At 63.0% G+C, this 14,609-nt stretch carries 15 protein-coding genes; all 15 read right to left on the bottom strand.

Annotation, left to right across the window (positions count from 1 at the left end; translation table 11 throughout):
- Positions 1 to 49: 49 nt before the first annotated feature.
- The 15 genes from hscA to ACFOW7_RS00645 all read right to left on the bottom strand — a co-directional run bounded on the left by hscA (position 50) and on the right by ACFOW7_RS00645 (position 14,378).
- The gene (hscA, locus tag ACFOW7_RS00575) at positions 50 to 1,912 is read right to left on the bottom strand and encodes a Fe-S protein assembly chaperone HscA (RefSeq protein ID WP_378159900.1); all 1,863 of its coding nucleotides are present in this window, start codon (positions 1,910 to 1,912) and stop codon (positions 50 to 52) included.
- A 66-nt stretch (positions 1,913 to 1,978) separates the two neighbouring features.
- A complete protein-coding gene (hscB, locus tag ACFOW7_RS00580; RefSeq protein WP_378159902.1) occupies positions 1,979 to 2,512 on the bottom strand; it encodes a Fe-S protein assembly co-chaperone HscB in 534 nt (177 codons plus the stop codon).
- A 10-nt stretch (positions 2,513 to 2,522) separates the two neighbouring features.
- On the bottom strand, positions 2,523 to 2,846 hold the full coding sequence (gene iscA, locus ACFOW7_RS00585) for an iron-sulfur cluster assembly protein IscA (protein WP_378159904.1): 324 nt from the start codon (positions 2,844 to 2,846) through the stop codon (positions 2,523 to 2,525).
- Positions 2,847 to 2,902: 56 nt separating this feature from the next.
- Positions 2,903 to 3,289, bottom strand: coding sequence for a Fe-S cluster assembly scaffold IscU (gene iscU, locus ACFOW7_RS00590; protein ID WP_378159906.1), 387 nt, complete (start codon positions 3,287 to 3,289; stop codon positions 2,903 to 2,905).
- A gap of 63 nt (positions 3,290 to 3,352) precedes the next feature.
- A complete protein-coding gene (locus ACFOW7_RS00595) occupies positions 3,353 to 4,561 on the bottom strand; it encodes an IscS subfamily cysteine desulfurase (RefSeq protein WP_378159908.1) in 1,209 nt (402 codons plus the stop codon).
- 34 nt (positions 4,562 to 4,595) lie between these two features.
- Positions 4,596 to 5,072: a Fe-S cluster assembly transcriptional regulator IscR gene (iscR, locus tag ACFOW7_RS00600; RefSeq protein WP_378159910.1), complete on the bottom strand. Its 477-nt coding sequence runs from the start codon at positions 5,070 to 5,072 to the stop codon at positions 4,596 to 4,598.
- Positions 5,073 to 5,174: 102 nt separating this feature from the next.
- On the bottom strand, positions 5,175 to 5,927 hold the full coding sequence (gene cysE, locus ACFOW7_RS00605) for a serine O-acetyltransferase (protein ID WP_378159912.1): 753 nt from the start codon (positions 5,925 to 5,927) through the stop codon (positions 5,175 to 5,177).
- A 347-nt stretch (positions 5,928 to 6,274) separates the two neighbouring features.
- Positions 6,275 to 6,739, bottom strand: coding sequence for a DUF4442 domain-containing protein (locus ACFOW7_RS00610; RefSeq protein WP_378159914.1), 465 nt, complete (start codon positions 6,737 to 6,739; stop codon positions 6,275 to 6,277).
- A 68-nt stretch (positions 6,740 to 6,807) separates the two neighbouring features.
- Positions 6,808 to 7,599: a dioxygenase family protein gene (locus ACFOW7_RS00615; RefSeq protein ID WP_378159917.1), complete on the bottom strand. Its 792-nt coding sequence runs from the start codon at positions 7,597 to 7,599 to the stop codon at positions 6,808 to 6,810.
- Positions 7,600 to 7,923: 324 nt separating this feature from the next.
- Positions 7,924 to 8,706 (bottom strand): substrate-binding periplasmic protein, encoded by a 783-nt coding sequence (locus ACFOW7_RS00620; RefSeq protein ID WP_378159919.1) that lies wholly within the window; start codon positions 8,704 to 8,706, stop codon positions 7,924 to 7,926.
- Positions 8,707 to 8,812: 106 nt separating this feature from the next.
- Entirely contained in the window at positions 8,813 to 9,388 is a 576-nt protein-coding gene (locus ACFOW7_RS00625) for a DUF2062 domain-containing protein (RefSeq protein ID WP_378159922.1), read from the bottom strand.
- Positions 9,389 to 9,986: 598 nt separating this feature from the next.
- A complete protein-coding gene (locus tag ACFOW7_RS00630) occupies positions 9,987 to 11,156 on the bottom strand; it encodes an ABC transporter permease (protein WP_378159924.1) in 1,170 nt (389 codons plus the stop codon).
- Positions 11,157 to 11,300: 144 nt separating this feature from the next.
- Positions 11,301 to 12,464, bottom strand: a complete 1,164-nt coding sequence (locus ACFOW7_RS00635) for an ABC transporter permease (protein ID WP_378159926.1) — start codon at positions 12,462 to 12,464, stop codon at positions 11,301 to 11,303.
- A 10-nt stretch (positions 12,465 to 12,474) separates the two neighbouring features.
- The gene (locus ACFOW7_RS00640; protein ID WP_378159928.1) at positions 12,475 to 13,197 is read right to left on the bottom strand and encodes an ABC transporter ATP-binding protein; all 723 of its coding nucleotides are present in this window, start codon (positions 13,195 to 13,197) and stop codon (positions 12,475 to 12,477) included.
- Positions 13,194 to 14,378 (bottom strand): efflux RND transporter periplasmic adaptor subunit, encoded by a 1,185-nt coding sequence (locus ACFOW7_RS00645; protein ID WP_378159930.1) that lies wholly within the window; start codon positions 14,376 to 14,378, stop codon positions 13,194 to 13,196. The genes ACFOW7_RS00640 and ACFOW7_RS00645 overlap by 4 nt, the downstream gene beginning before the upstream one ends.
- Between the last annotated feature and the right edge of the window lie 231 nt (positions 14,379 to 14,609).

The raw sequence follows: 14,609 nt of genomic DNA on the forward strand, positions 1-14,609 counted from the left end.
ACCCGCGATCGGGAGGGGCGGCGGCGCCGGATTGACAATGGGGCAGGGGCTATTCGAGTTCGCTGAGCTTGTGCCCGGTCAGACCACGGCGGACCGCCGCGTCCATGCGGCGGGCGGCGAATTCGCTGGAAGCCTGATTGAGTGCATCGGTGCGCTGGCGCAGCCGGGGGGCGTCGTCGCCGACCAGGGAGAGGCGCAGTGCCGCCACAGCTGCGTTGAGCCGGTCGCGTTCGTCCGGGCCGAGCAGATCGCCATCGCTGGCAAGGGCGCTCTCGACGGCCTGTAGCAGGCCTTGCGCCTCAACCCGGGCTTCGGCCAGATTGCGGGCACGCATATCGGCTTCGGCATTGCGCAGCGAGTCCTGCAACATCTGGGCGATTTCATCGTCACCCAGACCATAGCTCGGTTTGACTGTGATGCGCGCCTCGATGCCGGTCGATTGCTCAGCGGCGCTCACCGACAGCAAGCCATCGGCATCGACCTGGAAAGTCACCCGAATCCGGGCGGCACCGGCCACCATCGGCGGGATGCCACGCAGCTCGAAGCGGGCAAGACTGCGGCAATCGGCCACCAACTCGCGTTCGCCCTGGACCACATGCAGCGCCATGGCGGTCTGGCCGTCCTGGTAGGTGGTGAATTCCTGGGCGCGGGCGGTCGGAATGGTGGAATTGCGTGGAATGATCTTCTCGACCAGCCCACCCATGGTTTCCAGCCCGAGCGACAGCGGAATCACATCAAGCAGCAGCCATTCGCCGTCGCCTTTATTGCCGGCCAGGGCATTGGCCTGGATGGCGGCGCCAAGCGCCACCACCCGGTCAGGATCGAGATTGGTCAGCGGATCACGGCCGAAGAATTCGGCGACGGTGGCACGCACATGGGGCATCCGGGTCGCGCCGCCGACCAGCACGACGCCGGACACTTCCTCCCGCTCGATCTTGGCGTCGCGCAGGGCGCGTCGTACCGGGTTGAGGGTTTTCTGCACCAGTGGCGAGGTCAGAGTCTGGAAGGTAGCGGCCGACAGTTCGAGATCGAGCGTATTGCCATCATTGAGCACGGCGGTGATCCGGATCTCGGCGTGGTCGGTCAGGGCCTCCTTGGCCTCGCGCGCCCGAGTCAGCAGCAGGCGGGTGTCGTGGTCGTTGAGTTGCGACAGGCCGGCCTGCTCCAGCATCCAGCAGAAGATGCGCTGGTCGAAATCGTCGCCGCCCAGCGCCGAATCGCCCGAGGTGGCCAGGACTTCAAACACCCCACGAGTCAGTTTCAATACCGAGACATCAAAGGTCCCGCCACCCAGGTCGTACACCACATAGGTGCCTTCGGCGCCCTGATCGAGTCCGTAGGCGATGGCGGCGGCGGTGGGTTCGTTGAGTAGACGCAGCACATTGAGTCCGGCCAGTTGAGCGGCATCTTTGGTGGCCTGACGCTGGGCATCGTCGAAATAGGCCGGGACAGTCACGACAGCGCCAACCAGTTCGCCACCGAGGCTTTGTTCGGCCCGATGTCTGAGTTCGCGCAGAATATCGGCCGAGACCTCGACCGGGCTCTTATCGCCAGCCACGGTGCGCAGCTTGAGCATGCCTGGGGTGTCGACAAAGCGGTAAGGGGCGGCTGCGGCGTCGGGCAGATCCTTGACGCCCCGGCCCATGAAGCGTTTGACCGAAACGATGGTATTGCGCGGATCGAGCAACTGCTGCGCCTGCGCTGGGTAGCCGACTTCGACCTGGCCGTCGCCGCCGTAGTGGACCACCGAAGGCAGCAGGGCGTGGCCATGCTGATCGGTCAGAACGGTGGCTACCCCGCTTCTTACCGTGGCCACCAGGGAATTGGTGGTGCCAAGGTCGATACCGACAGCAAGGCGATGCTGGTGCGGTTCGGTACTGAGGCCGGGTTCGGCGATTTGGAAAAGTGCCATGACGGTCGATTTTGTTAATCGTTATAGGAATGGGGTGGACGGTGAATGGGCGCCGTCCAGGTGCAGTCAGTCGAGCGCGGCCTCGATGGCGTCGCCGATTTCCTGGTCGAGACGTTCCATAAAGCGCAGTTTGCGCACAGCGAGCGCGGCACGCACCACATCCTGCTTATCGTCGATCAGACCGGCCAACAGGCTTTCCAGCGCCTGGATCTCGGCGCGCAGCTCGCGGCCCAGTTTCTCCAGCGCGCCGACATGGCGGCTGGCGCGGGCCTCGGCGATCTGCTCGCGCCATTCCATCTGTGCCATCAGAAAGTCGGCCGGCATGGCGGTATTGGTTTCCTCGCCGGTGTCAACACCGCCCAACTGGAGCAGATAACGGGCGCGGGCCAAGGGACGCTTGAGTGCCTGGTAGGCTTCGTTGATCCGGGTGGCAGCTTGAAGATGGTGGCGCTTCTCGGCATCGCCAAGTGCTGCGACCCGGTCGGGATGAAAGCGCGACTGCAACTCGCGGTAGCGGCGCTCCAGTTCGGCCGGGTCGAGCCGGAACTGGCGCGGCAGGCCAAACAGGGCGAAATGGTCGAGGGTGAAATCGAAACTCATGGCGCCGGGCTCAGGTATTGAAGCTCTCGCCGCAGCCACACTCGTTCTTGACATTGGGGTTGTTGAACTTGAAGCCTTCGTTCAGCCCTTCGCGCACGAAATCGAGTTCGGTGCCGTCGATATAGGGCAGGCTCCTGGCGTCGGTAAAGATCTTGACGCCATGGCTTTCGAATACCAGGTCGTCGGCCGCTGCATCATCGACGAATTCGAGCTTGTAGGCCATGCCAGAGCAGCCCGAGGTCCGCACGGCCAGCCGTACACCCACGCCTTTGCCGCGTTTGTTCAGGTAGTTGCTGACATGGCGGGCGGCTTTTTCGGTCAGGGTCAGTGCCATCGATCAAATCTCCTGTTGCAAGGCAGAAGACCGCCGCGCGCGGCGGCGGTCCGGACTCAGGCGGTACCGTGCTTGGCCTTGTAGTCGGCCACGGCAGCCTTGATCGCATCCTCGGCCAGGATCGAACAGTGGATCTTGACCGGCGGCAGCGCCAGTTCCTCGGCTATCTGGTTGTTACGGATCGCCAGCGCCTGATCGAGCGTCTTGCCCTTGACCCATTCCGTTACCAGCGAGCTCGACGCAATGGCCGAACCACAGCCATAGGTCTTGAAACGGGCATCCTCGATCACGCCGTCCTGATTGACCTTGATCTGCAATTTCATCACATCGCCACAGGCCGGGGCACCAACCATACCCGTCCCGACCGACTCGTCACCCTTGTCGAAAGAACCCACATTGCGCGGGTTCTCGTAATGATCGATCACTTTTTCGCTATAAGCCATGATAGGTACTCCTTGCTGCACGGCGGCTCGGGTGCCGCCGTTCCAATCCGACGAATCGGCCGTTTAGTGCGCGGCCCACTGGACGCTGTCGAGGTCGACGCCGTCCTTGTACATTTCCCACAGCGGCGACAGCTCGCGCAGCTTGCCGATCTTGTCGTGGATCAGCCGGATCGCATAGTCGATCTCTTCGACCGTGGTAAAGCGGCCGATGGTGAAGCGGATCGACGAATGCGCCAGCTCGTCGCTGCGGCCGAGCGCGCGCAGCACATAGGAGGGCTCAAGACTGGCCGAGGTGCAGGCCGAGCCTGACGATACCGCCAGATCCTTGAGCGCCATGATCAGCGATTCGCCTTCGACGAAGTTGAAGCTGACATTGAGGTTGTGCGGAACCCGCTGCTCCAGATCGCCGTTGAGGTGGACCTCCTCGATATCGAGCAGACCCTGCCACAGCCGGTCGCGTAGCATGCGGATACGTTCGAGTTCGCTGGCCATTTCCTCGCGGGCGATCCGGTAGGCTTCGCCCATGCCGACGATCTGGTGCGGTGCCAGCGTGCCCGAGCGCATGCCGCGCTCATGGCCGCCGCCGTGCATCTGTGCTTCAAGCCGCACACGCGGCTTGCGGCGGACGTAGAGCGCGCCGATGCCCTTGGGGCCATAGGTCTTGTGGGCCGACAGGCTCATCAGATCGACCTTGAGATTGGCCAGATCGATGGCGACCTTGCCAGTGGCCTGGGCCGCATCGACATGGAACAGGATGCCCCGGGCACGGCACAGCTCGCCAATGGCGGCGATCGGTTGGATCACGCCGATTTCGTTATTGACATACATCACCGAGACCAGAACGGTATCGGGGCGGATGGCCGCTTCGAGCTGGGCCATATCGACCAGGCCATCGGCTCGCGGGTTGAGGTAGGTCACCTCGAAACCTTCGCGTTCGAGTTCCCGCATGGTATCGAGCACGGCCTTGTGCTCGGTCTTCATGGTGATCAGATGCTTGCCACGGTCTTGATAGAAATGGGCCGCGCCCTTGATGGCCAGGTTGTTGGACTCGGTGGCACCCGATGTCCAGACGATCTCTTTGGGATCGCAATTGAGCAGCGCCGCGACCTGTTCGCGCGCTTTCTCGATGGCCGCTTCGGCTTCCCAACCAAAGCTATGGGAGCGGCTGGCCGGATTGCCGAAATGTTCGGTCAGCCAGGGAATCATTTTTTCCGCGACGCGCGGGTCGACCGGCGTGGTCGCCGAGTAGTCGAGGTAGATCGGCAGTTTCATTTCGTCTGCTCCAAGCGGTGCGTATCGTTACCCATTAAAACCGCGCCTCGGGCTCCTGCGCGGATTTTCGTCGGTCGTGCAGAACAGCGGCTTCGCTGTTGCACTTGGCCTGTTGCTTCTCGATCAGCTGCGCCAGCGTGACGCCGGCGAGGTAGTCATAGATCGTGCGATTGAGATCTGCCCATAAATCGTGCGTCATGCAGCGCTTGTCTTCGAGACAGTTTTCTTTGCCCCCGCACTGGGTGGCGTCGAGCGGCTCGTCGACCGCCATGATGATGTGTGCCACCGAGATTTGATCTACCGGTCGGGCTAGGCAGTAACCACCACCGGGTCCGCGCACGCTGTCGACCAGTTGGTTGCGCCGCAGCTTGCCGAATAATTGTTCAAGGTAGGACAGCGAAATACGCTGGCGCTCCGAGATGCCGGCCAGCGTGACCGGACCGGCCGCCTCACGCAATGCCAGGTCCAGCATTGCCGTTACTGCAAAACGGCCTTTGGTGGTCAGGCGCATGGCTTACTTCCTATAACGGCGTATGGCCGCGACAGCGTTGGTACAGAACGGGCCGAAGCATAAAATACCCGATAAAAATAGTCAACCTTTTACCCTACTAATTTAGTCAACAATTTTGTTCAGATAGTTCGGGTCGAATTTATCGGCGGTGGCGCGCTCTTCCGTGCAGTCGACGCCGAGTCGTTCGAGCTGCTTGATGATGATATCGATGCGCTGATCGATATTGGCGCTATGGTCGATCAGGCCGTGGATGGCCTGCACCATCGGGTCGTTCATATCGCTGGAGATGGCATAGGCCGAAAAGCCCATCCGCGAGGCCGACTCCTCGCGCAGGCGGGCGCGGTCGTCGGTGACGATCCGGGCCGGAATGCCAACGGCGGTGGCACCGGGCGGCACATCCTTGACCACCACGGCATTGGAGCCGACCTTGGCGCCGTCGTGGACGGTGATCGGGCCGAGGATCTTGGCGCCGGCGCCGACGATCACGCCACGGCCGAGGGTCGGATGGCGCTTGCCTTTATTCCACGAGGTACCGCCCAGGGTGACGCCATGGTAGAGCGTGCAGTCGTCGCCGATCACGGCGGTTTCGCCGACCACGATGCCCATGCCGTGGTCGATGAAAACCCGGCGGCCGATGGTGGCGCCGGGGTGAATCTCGATGCCGGTCAGCCAACGCGCCAGATGCGAGACAAAGCGCGCCGCCCAGCGCAGATGGTGCCGGTGCAGCCAGAAGGCGAGCTGGTGGAAGGTCAGGGCATGCAGTCCCGGGTAACAGGTCAGGACCTCCCAAGTCGAGCGGGCGGCGGGGTCGCGGTCGAAGACGACGGCGATATTTTCACGTAGGCGCGCGAACATGGAGGACTTTCTGCTGCGGGGAAGCGGAAATAAAGTCGAGCATTTTACTTGGTTATTGCGGCGCGCAAAAGCCGGCGCGCGCGCCGAGGTGGCGCAAAAAAAGCGGGGACGGTCAATGTCCCCGCGCAGGCAACCTACCTCTGGGTGGTTCGGGTTTCGCCCGAACGGGCGAGACGCGAACCGCCATGGTAGACAGGCGTTATTGCCGCTGTCACCTGATTTTTTTATATGAATCGTCCTGCTGCACAGCGCTGCCATGCAAAAACGCCGCCTTCAGCAAAGAATCACTATTTCTAAAGATACGTGCGACCCTGTCTGGCACCAGCTTTGCCGGAATTTTTCCAGGTTTAAGCGGCCGCGCTGCGGGCGTCGGGCTTGCGCCGGATGTACAGAGTCTTGCTGACCCGGGCCACCACCTGATTCTGCTGATCGAGGATATCGATGCCAAAGCGCGGCAGGTATTTCTCGCCGCTGGCGGTCTGCTGGCGGATATCGGCCAGCTGCTCGTCGCTGATCTGAAACCGGGCACGTACCCGGCCACGGCCCGGTGCCAGGAATTCAATCGAGGCTTCTCGATCCCAGACGTAGTAGTCGCGGCCCAGTCGCTGCATCAGCATCAGCATGTACCACGGGTCGGTCATGGCAAACAGGCTGCCGCCGAAGTGGGTACCGACATAATTGCGGTTGTACCAACGCAGATTGAGCACCACCTCGACTTCGCGATAATCGGAGGAAATGCGTTCAGCGCGGATACCCGTAAACAGAAAGGGCGGCCATAGATTGATCAGCCGCCGTAGCGTCGAGGCTTTCATCGTCGAGCCCATTGGGAAGAGATGGCGGCGAATCTGCCAAGCAAGCGCTTGTTTGTCAAATCAGGCGTTCAGGATTCGAAGCGGTACAGATCCATCGCCAAGGCCGATTGCGTCACCCCATCCCATAATCTGCGCGCCCGCAGCGGTTCGGCGGCGGCGCCCAGGGCCACGAACAGCGGCAGCAGATGCTCTTCGGTCGGGTGGGCGCGGGCGGCATCAGGGGCCTGGACGCGATAGTCGAGCAGGGCGTCTAGGTCGCCGTCGCCGAGCTTTTCCGCCATCCAGGCCTGGAATTCGAGCACATAGTCCGGCACCGGGTCGCCTTCCTGTGCCGCCATCGCTTCGTGCAGATTGTGGGTCAGGCTGCCCGAAGCCAGCACCAGGACATTGCGGGCGCCCAGGCCGCGCAGTGCCTGGCCGAGTTGATAGTGGTGGCGGGGGCCGAGCCGCGCTTGCAGGGCGATCTGGATCACCGGTACATCGGCCGCCGGATACATCTCGCGCAAAGGTACCCAGGCGCCATGGTCAAGGCCGCGCGCCGGGTCGATGCCGACCTGGCGCAGGCCGGCGGCCTCGAAACGTTCGGCGACCTCGCGCGCCAGATCGACGGCACCGGGGGGACGGTATTGGATACGGTAAAGCTCGGCCGGAAAGCCGAAGAAATCATGAATGGTGCTGGGACTGGGACTGGCGCTGACTGCCGGGATGCTGATGCTCCAATGCGCCGAGGCGACGACGATGGCGTCCGGTTTGGGCAAGGCATTGGCGGCGGTGCGCCATGCTTCGCCAGTGACGCCGGCATCGAGCGCCAACATGGGAGAACCATGGGAGAGAAAAAGAGTCGGGAGCGGGCGCATCATCAAAATCCTTGCACGAATGTAATTATTCTGAAGCCAGCCCCACGACGGGGATAGCGGAAGATGGTCAACGACTGTTTCAGTTTTTCTGTATATATATTTTTTGCATGAGACGGCCCCGACTTGCCAAGCCCTTGTCATGACCGGTGTGGCGAAAACCGCAAAGTACCAAGAAAGCCGAGGGTAAGGGAAAAGCCAGGGGACAGCAGAAGGCAAGCGAGGGGCGACAACCGGGCAGGAAGCCTTGATGGAAAAAATCAGGAAAAATGGTTGCTAGATCTGGTGCGGAACAAATCAAATAATAAATAAAATATTATTCTCTCTTCGTTAAGGAAGGTAACGCTCCAGCAAGCCGTCCATTTCCTTGTTCTTCAGTCCCGTCTGAATCCCTTCGCTGAGCTCGCGCCAGAACCGTTCGCTGTCGGGCCATTGACGCGACACGATCATATGCAGGCTATTGCCGTTGGAATCGGGCAGTGCCTGGAACAGCAGATCGGGTTCCTTGAGCAGCTTGTTGACGGTCGGTTCGATCAGATAAAGACCGGCGATCACTTCGCGCTTCTCGATAAACAGATCGCAACGGTTCAGATGGAGCTTGGCAATCAGTTGCGAATAGCTGCGCGCGCCGGTATCGACTTCTTCGCTGCGCAGTCCATAGCCTTCATACAGATAGCCTTGCAAGCCGCAGAGCCGGTAGTGCTTGAGGTCGCGCAGCGTGGTGATCCGTGGCGCTTCCTGGCGGCGCCGCTGCGAGTAGAAGTAGAGCGGGTGGGTCTGGTAATAGGCGGGGGTGGACAGATACTCGTTGCGGCTGGCCTGCACACCACCGACATCGAGCGCCACCTGGAAACGGCCGCTATGGATATAAGCGAGGCAGCGCGGCCAGGGCAGCAGTTCGACTTGATAGCGCCAGCCTTGCTTGTGGGCGATCCGCTCGAACAGGTCGACCGTGGCACCGGTGATCTTGCCCGTGGGCGTGCCGTGATGGCGCTCGATAAAGGTAAAGGGTGGCAGTTCGGCTTCGTTGGCGCAGACCTTGATCAGGGGAAAGCTGGCTGCCCAGCCTGCACCGGCGCCGAACAGCAGGGCAAGGTGAAGCAGATGACGCATAGACAACGGTCTCTCCGGAAGGGATGCTCGGCAGTCGGGAGGCGGCGTCTGGGACGCCGGTTCAGTCTCAAGACTAGCCGAGCCTTGCCGGTTTGACCGGGAATGTTCAGACCGCCTGGGCCATTCGGGCGCGGCGGCGGCGCAGGGCACGCACCACATGGAGTCGCCAGCCGTAGTGCACGGCGGCGTAGCCCAGCGCGGCAAGGACCGTGGCGAGCACCGGCAGGCCAATGGCGAGCGGCAGGCCGAGTTGGCTGATCCAGTCGATCCAGCCGCGTGCGGTCTCGCCCAGCGCTCCCCAATGGAATTCGGGCGTGGGCGGCACCACGGTCGGGCCGTGCGCACCGACCAGCAGTCGGCCGATGCCAAAGGCCAGCAAATACAGCGGAACGATAGTCAGGGGATTGGTATAGAAGGTGGTGCAGACCGCCACAGGCAGATTGACCCGTAGCAGCAAGGCCACCAGGGTGGCGGCGACCATTTGCAGCGGTCCGGGTACCAGACCGCAGAACAGCCCTACCGCAAAACCGCCGGCAACCGAGCGGCGGTTCAGATGCCACAGATTGTGATGCCCCAGCCAGGGGGCACAGCGGCGCAAAAACGGATGCCGGGTGAAAGTGTCGCGGTCAGGCAGGCGGCGGCGCAAATACTGGCGTGGCATGGCGAAGTGGGGAAGGCTCAAAACGTTTCAGACTGACGCCGTGGCGGAAAGTGCAGCAGGCGACCGGGTTTCCCGCCGATGATACCAAGCCGCAGCCGGCTCGTGCGCCATCGCGCTGTGCCGTTAATCGCTTCGTGCTCGGCCCCCTGCCTTGGAAGCCGCCGCGTCCGACTCGGTTAGGCAGCGAACACCATGACTCCTGAGTCTTTGCGGCCTTTTCCTGTCCCTCGCTAGCGCATCTCCGTCTAGATCGGCGTCGCTGCCAAGCCTGCTTGAGTGAGACGGCCTGTGCTCTGAGGTCCGGACACACTGACTCCGTGTTGTCTGGAAATGCGCTGGCCAGACAAAACAGACCAGCCCAGCCAAGCTGCGCCGCCCAACCATCCGGGTCTGCTGCCGACTGCTGGAGACGGTATTGCGGAGTCGTGGATCGGGCGACCTGGCCAGAAGAGGCGACGGGGAGGGTGGGTGCTGGAGAGCCGGATTTTCGGCTGGCGCATTGCCGCTTAAATCGGCGTTGCTGGCAGGGCTGGTCGGTCAGTCTGAGGCTGACACGCGGTATCCGGACCCTCTGACGCCGAGCTGCCCCGAGTGCGCTGCGGCTTCTGCCTGCCGACGCTCAACCTGCCCGCAAGGCATCGACGATATTCATCCTGGCTGCGCGCGCAGCAGGCAGGAAACCGCCGATCAAGCCCATAAACAGGGCAAAGCCGAGCGACTTGAGCACGATGGCCGGGGTGAGGCTGAACGTGAAGGCGAGTTCGGAGAAGGTCTGCCAGTTCATGGTCGAGATGCCGAACCACTGCATGGTCGACGCGAGCATCACGCCGGCGATGCCCCCCAACAGGCTCAACAGCAGCGACTCGGCCAGAAAGGCGCCGAGGATGCTGCTGCGGCGAAAACCCAGCGCCCGCAGCGCGCCGATTTCGCCGACCCGGTTGGCCACGGCGGCATACATGGTGATCATCGCGCCGATAATGGCGCCGATCGAGAAAATCCCGCTCAGCACCATGCCAAGGATGGTGATGAATTTGGCCATCACTTCGGATTGGTCGGCATAGAACTGGGTTTCGCGCTTGTATTCGAGCGTCAGGCGCGGGTCGGCCAGGAGCCGCCGGCTGACCGTCTCGAAGCTGCCCGGGTCGGCCAGCTCGAACAGCACCGCCGAGTAGCCGAGCCGGCGGAACGCTTGCAGCATCTGTTCGGCATCGCCCCATATCTCCGAATTGAAACCGGTCTTGCCGCCGTCGAAGATCCCGACCACCTGCCATTCGCGTCGGCCAAAGCGCAGTGTGGCGCCGAGCTGCACCCCGGCAAAGCCCTCGGCAATCGCGCGTCCGACCACAATCTCGGCCCGTCCGGGCCGAAACGGCCGCCCGGCGATCAGGCGGGCTTGCGGCCGCAGCGCCATGCCCATCGCCGAGGTGCCGCGCACCACCACATTGGCTGGTTGGTTGATGGCTTTCTTGGTCAGCGAGATCAGCACCACCGTCTCCTTGCTGAGCCGACGCTGCCCCTGGGCATCGTAGGCCACACCCGGATCGGTCTCGATAATGGCCGCTTCCGGGCGGGAAATGCCGCTCTGCACCTCGGTCTGCGAACCCTTGCGGATCGCCAGCACATTGTGGGGCGAACCGGTGGCCTCGAGCGTCTGGCGCAGGCCGGCGTCGAGCATCAGTACCGTGGCGAACACGAACACCACCAGCGCCATCCCGCCGGCCGTCAGCAGCGTGGTCAGCTTGCGGGTCAGCAGATTGCGCCAGACGTACTGGAACGGAATGCGACTCATCGGTCGCTCCGGGGGGAGGAGGGAGGAAAGAGTAGGTGAGGGTGGTGGGAGAGAAAATTTTTACTTTTCTTATATACATTAGACCCTATCTTGCATTGGTTTTGCTGAAAATTTTCTATTTGTCCCATGACGGCTTCCCCACGCTCAGGCGACCGCCCGCAGGCCATCGACCACCCTGATCCGCATCGCCCGCCAGGCCGGCACGGCGGCGGCCACGAGTCCAATCAGCGCCGCCGCTGCCGTCTGCTGCCATAGGGTGGCGGTGGCGACATCGAACACTGGAAAGATATTGCCAAGCTGCTCGCCGATGGCCCGACAGGCCGGGAAGGTCAGCAAGATGCCCAGGCCGCCGCCCATCGCGCACAGCGCCAGCGATTCGGCCAGCACCAGCCAGCCCACCAGCGCCGGCGCAAAGCCCAGCGCCTTGAGGGTGGCATACTCGGCCGTCCGCTCGCGCGCGGCCATCGCCATGGTGTTGGCCATCACGGCCATGATGATCAGGATCACCACGAAGGACACCAGTTGGATCGCCAGCACAATGGTTTCGGTCTGGGCGACGAAACCCAGCTGGAAGGCTTTTTCCGTCTCGCTCAGCGTTTCTGCCAGCGAATTGCGGAACTGGGCGTCGATCCGCTCGGACACCAGGGCGGCATCGCCGCCGTCGCGCAGACCGACGATAAACACGCCGACGTTGTCGGCCCGGCGCGGCACCACGGCGCGCACCCGTTCGTTGAGGTAGTGCCAGTGGAAGAAGAACTGGTTTTCGTCGGTATTGCGGTCGCGGCCTTGGTAGATGCCGCGGATCACGAAATTCCAGTTACCCGGGAAGATGGTGCCGCGCAGCGTTACGGTATCGCCGATCTTCCAGCCATGGCGCGCGGCAAGTTTGCGCCCGACCAGGGCGCCCTGGCGGTCGCGCAGAAAGGCGCTGCGCTGCTCGTCGGCGATCAGGAATTCAGGGTAGAGCGCCAGATAGCTCGGCGGGTCGACGGCGAAATTGGCAAAGAAATTCTTTTCCTCGATATAGATGCCGCCAAACCAGTTGGCCCACGACACCCGGCTGACCCCCTCGATCGCCCGCAGCCGCTCGCCGTAGGCAATCGGCAGCGAGAACACCAGTGAGGTGGCATTGCGGGTGATCAGCCGCTTGTCCGAGGCGGCGTCCGCGCCCGAATACCAGGCCGCCACCACGGTGCGCAACAGACCGAAAGCCAGGATGGCCACCATCAGGCCCGCCAGCGTCAGCAAGGCACGCAGCCGGTGGCGCAGACAGTTCTTGAAGGCCATCCGCAACACCAGCTCCAGCATGATGGCCGCCCTAGCCCGGTGTCGCGACCGGAGTCGCGCGCGGATTGATCTGCAAGGCCGACAGCTCGCCTTTTTCCAGATGGCGGATCGCATGAGCCCGTTCAGCGGCGCGGGCATCGTGCGTCACCATCACAATGGTCTTGCCCAGCTCGCCGTTGAGCCGGTCGAGCAGATCGAGAATCTCGCCGGCCGACTTGCGGTCAAGGTCGCCGGTCGGTTCATCCGCCACCACCAGTTCCGGATCGGTAACGAGCGCCCGGGCAATCGCCACCCGCTGCTGCTGACCACCCGACAGTTCATTGGGGTAGTGCTCGACCCGGTCGGCCAGGCCGACCATCTCCAGCGCGAGCTGCGCATGTTCGCGTCGCTCGCGGCGGCCGAGCCGGGTCAGCATCAGCGGCAGCTCGACGTTTTCCAGCGCAGTCAGCACCGGCATCAGGTTGTAGAACTGGAAGATGAAACCGATGTGGCTGGCGCGCCAGTCGGCCAATTCGGCCTCGCTGAGTCGGGCAATATCGACACCGTTGACCAGGATGCTGCCCGAGCTGGGCCGGTCGATACCGGCAATCAGATTGAGCAGCGTCGACTTGCCCGAGCCCGACGGCCCCATCAGCGCCAGAAAGTCACCGGCGGCAATGTCGAAATCGATATCGACCAGCACCGGAATATCCTGGTGGCCGCGCCGGTAGTGCTTGCTGACGTGGCGGATGGCGATGGCGGCTTCTGCGCTCATGCCTTCTTCTCCGTCACGGCGGCGCCGTCCTTGAGTTCACCCGGCGACAGCACGATCGCCTGATCGAGCCGCAGACCGCGCCGCACTTCGACCAGATCGCCCAGCTTCGCGCCCAGCTCGACAGGCTGGCGGCGGGCGATGCCGTTTTCGACCACGAAGACGGCGCTGTCCTGCACGGTCTTTGGGTTGATGGCAATACGCGGCCGGCGCTCGTCGGCCTTGAGCGGACGTTCTAGAAAATTGACCTTGGCGCTCATCTGCGGCAGCACGCGTGGATCGCGTTCGCTAAAGCCGATCTTGAAGGTGATGGTGGCCTTGGCCCGGTCCACCGAGGGGACGATGCTGCGGACCTGGCCCAGCAGACGCAGCTCAGGCAGGGCATCGAGCTGGATTTCGCAGGGCTGCTCGAGCCGGGCTTTGAACAGGCTGGTTTCCGAGACATCGGCTTCGACTTCGAGCGTGGCCATATCGGCCAAGGTGATGACGGCACCCTTGGAGTCGGCGCTGGCATTGAAGGGAGAGATCACATCGCCGACGTCGGCATTCTTGGTCAGCACCACACCGGCAAACGGGGCGCGGATGACGGTGTTGTCGAGTGCGACCCGGGCGGCCGTCACCAGGGCCTCGGCCTGGCGTACCGCTGCCTGTTGCGCGGCGATCAGGGCGCGGGCCTGGGCGTCGCGCGAGATGGCATTGTCGTGAGCCGCTGCCGAGAGAAAGCCCTGCGCCAATAATTCACGGCTGCGCCGCAGTGCCCGGCCCGCTTCGATCGCTTCGGCCTCGGCCTGTTTCAGCCGGGCGCGCGCCGCTTCCACATTGGCGACCGCCTGCGCCACCTGGGCCGCCAGATCGGCACTCTCGAGCCGGGCCAGCGTTTCGCCGGCCTTGACGGCCGAGCCTTCCCGCACGCCCAGCCATTCGAGCCGGCCAGTGGCCTTGGAGGCGACGGCGGCTTTTTTCTGCGCCACCACATAGCCGGTGGCGGTCAATTGGCTCAAGCCGGCTGATGGCCAGGCTTGCACCACCCGTACCGTTTCGACCGGGATCGGCCGACCGGTGCGGCCAATCGCGACAACGGCTGCAACGGCAAGCAGGGCCAGCACGATGAATAAAGGTTTCTTGGAACGGCGACGGGGCAGGGCTTGGCGATCGATGGCGAGGCGGTCGAGAGCGGGGCTCATGGGCAGGGTCGTCGGGTATCGCGCCTGGCTGGCGCATCGCTACTTACACTAGTCGGCCCACTGCTCGGGCGCCAAGCGGCCGTGATCTTTCTGCACAAAGCAAGCGCTTGGATGACTGTTTTGCGACAGTGGCAAATCTGCCGGTTAAACGATTGTTTGAAATTGCCGTCTGAGCTGCTAGGATTAGTCGTAGTCCGACGCCCATCCGCTACAAGCCGCGTCGGTGATGGT

The organism is Chitinimonas lacunae, from assembly GCF_042650885.1.
GTDB classification, from domain to species: Bacteria; Pseudomonadota; Gammaproteobacteria; order Burkholderiales; family Chitinimonadaceae; genus Chitinimonas_A; species Chitinimonas_A lacunae.

Bases quoted from the DNA above. Each gene is read 5' to 3' on its own strand.
- hscA (WP_378159900.1), bottom strand. From the start codon at position 1,912: ATGGCACTTTTCCAAATCGCCGAACCCGGCCTCAGTACCGAACCGCAC.
- hscB (WP_378159902.1), bottom strand. From the start codon at position 2,512: ATGAGTTTCGATTTCACCCTCGACCATTTCGCCCTGTTTGGCCTGCCG.
- iscA (WP_378159904.1), bottom strand. From the start codon at position 2,846: ATGGCACTGACCCTGACCGAAAAAGCCGCCCGCCATGTCAGCAACTAC.
- iscU (WP_378159906.1), bottom strand. From the start codon at position 3,289: ATGGCTTATAGCGAAAAAGTGATCGATCATTACGAGAACCCGCGCAAT.
- ACFOW7_RS00595 (WP_378159908.1), bottom strand. From the start codon at position 4,561: ATGAAACTGCCGATCTACCTCGACTACTCGGCGACCACGCCGGTCGAC.
- iscR (WP_378159910.1), bottom strand. From the start codon at position 5,072: ATGCGCCTGACCACCAAAGGCCGTTTTGCAGTAACGGCAATGCTGGAC.
- cysE (WP_378159912.1), bottom strand. From the start codon at position 5,927: ATGTTCGCGCGCCTACGTGAAAATATCGCCGTCGTCTTCGACCGCGAC.
- ACFOW7_RS00610 (WP_378159914.1), bottom strand. From the start codon at position 6,739: ATGAAAGCCTCGACGCTACGGCGGCTGATCAATCTATGGCCGCCCTTT.
- ACFOW7_RS00615 (WP_378159917.1), bottom strand. From the start codon at position 7,599: ATGATGCGCCCGCTCCCGACTCTTTTTCTCTCCCATGGTTCTCCCATG.
- ACFOW7_RS00620 (WP_378159919.1), bottom strand. From the start codon at position 8,706: ATGCGTCATCTGCTTCACCTTGCCCTGCTGTTCGGCGCCGGTGCAGGC.
- ACFOW7_RS00630 (WP_378159924.1), bottom strand. From the start codon at position 11,156: ATGAGTCGCATTCCGTTCCAGTACGTCTGGCGCAATCTGCTGACCCGC.
- ACFOW7_RS00635 (WP_378159926.1), bottom strand. From the start codon at position 12,464: ATGCTGGAGCTGGTGTTGCGGATGGCCTTCAAGAACTGTCTGCGCCAC.
- ACFOW7_RS00640 (WP_378159928.1), bottom strand. From the start codon at position 13,197: ATGAGCGCAGAAGCCGCCATCGCCATCCGCCACGTCAGCAAGCACTAC.
- ACFOW7_RS00645 (WP_378159930.1), bottom strand. From the start codon at position 14,378: ATGAGCCCCGCTCTCGACCGCCTCGCCATCGATCGCCAAGCCCTGCCC.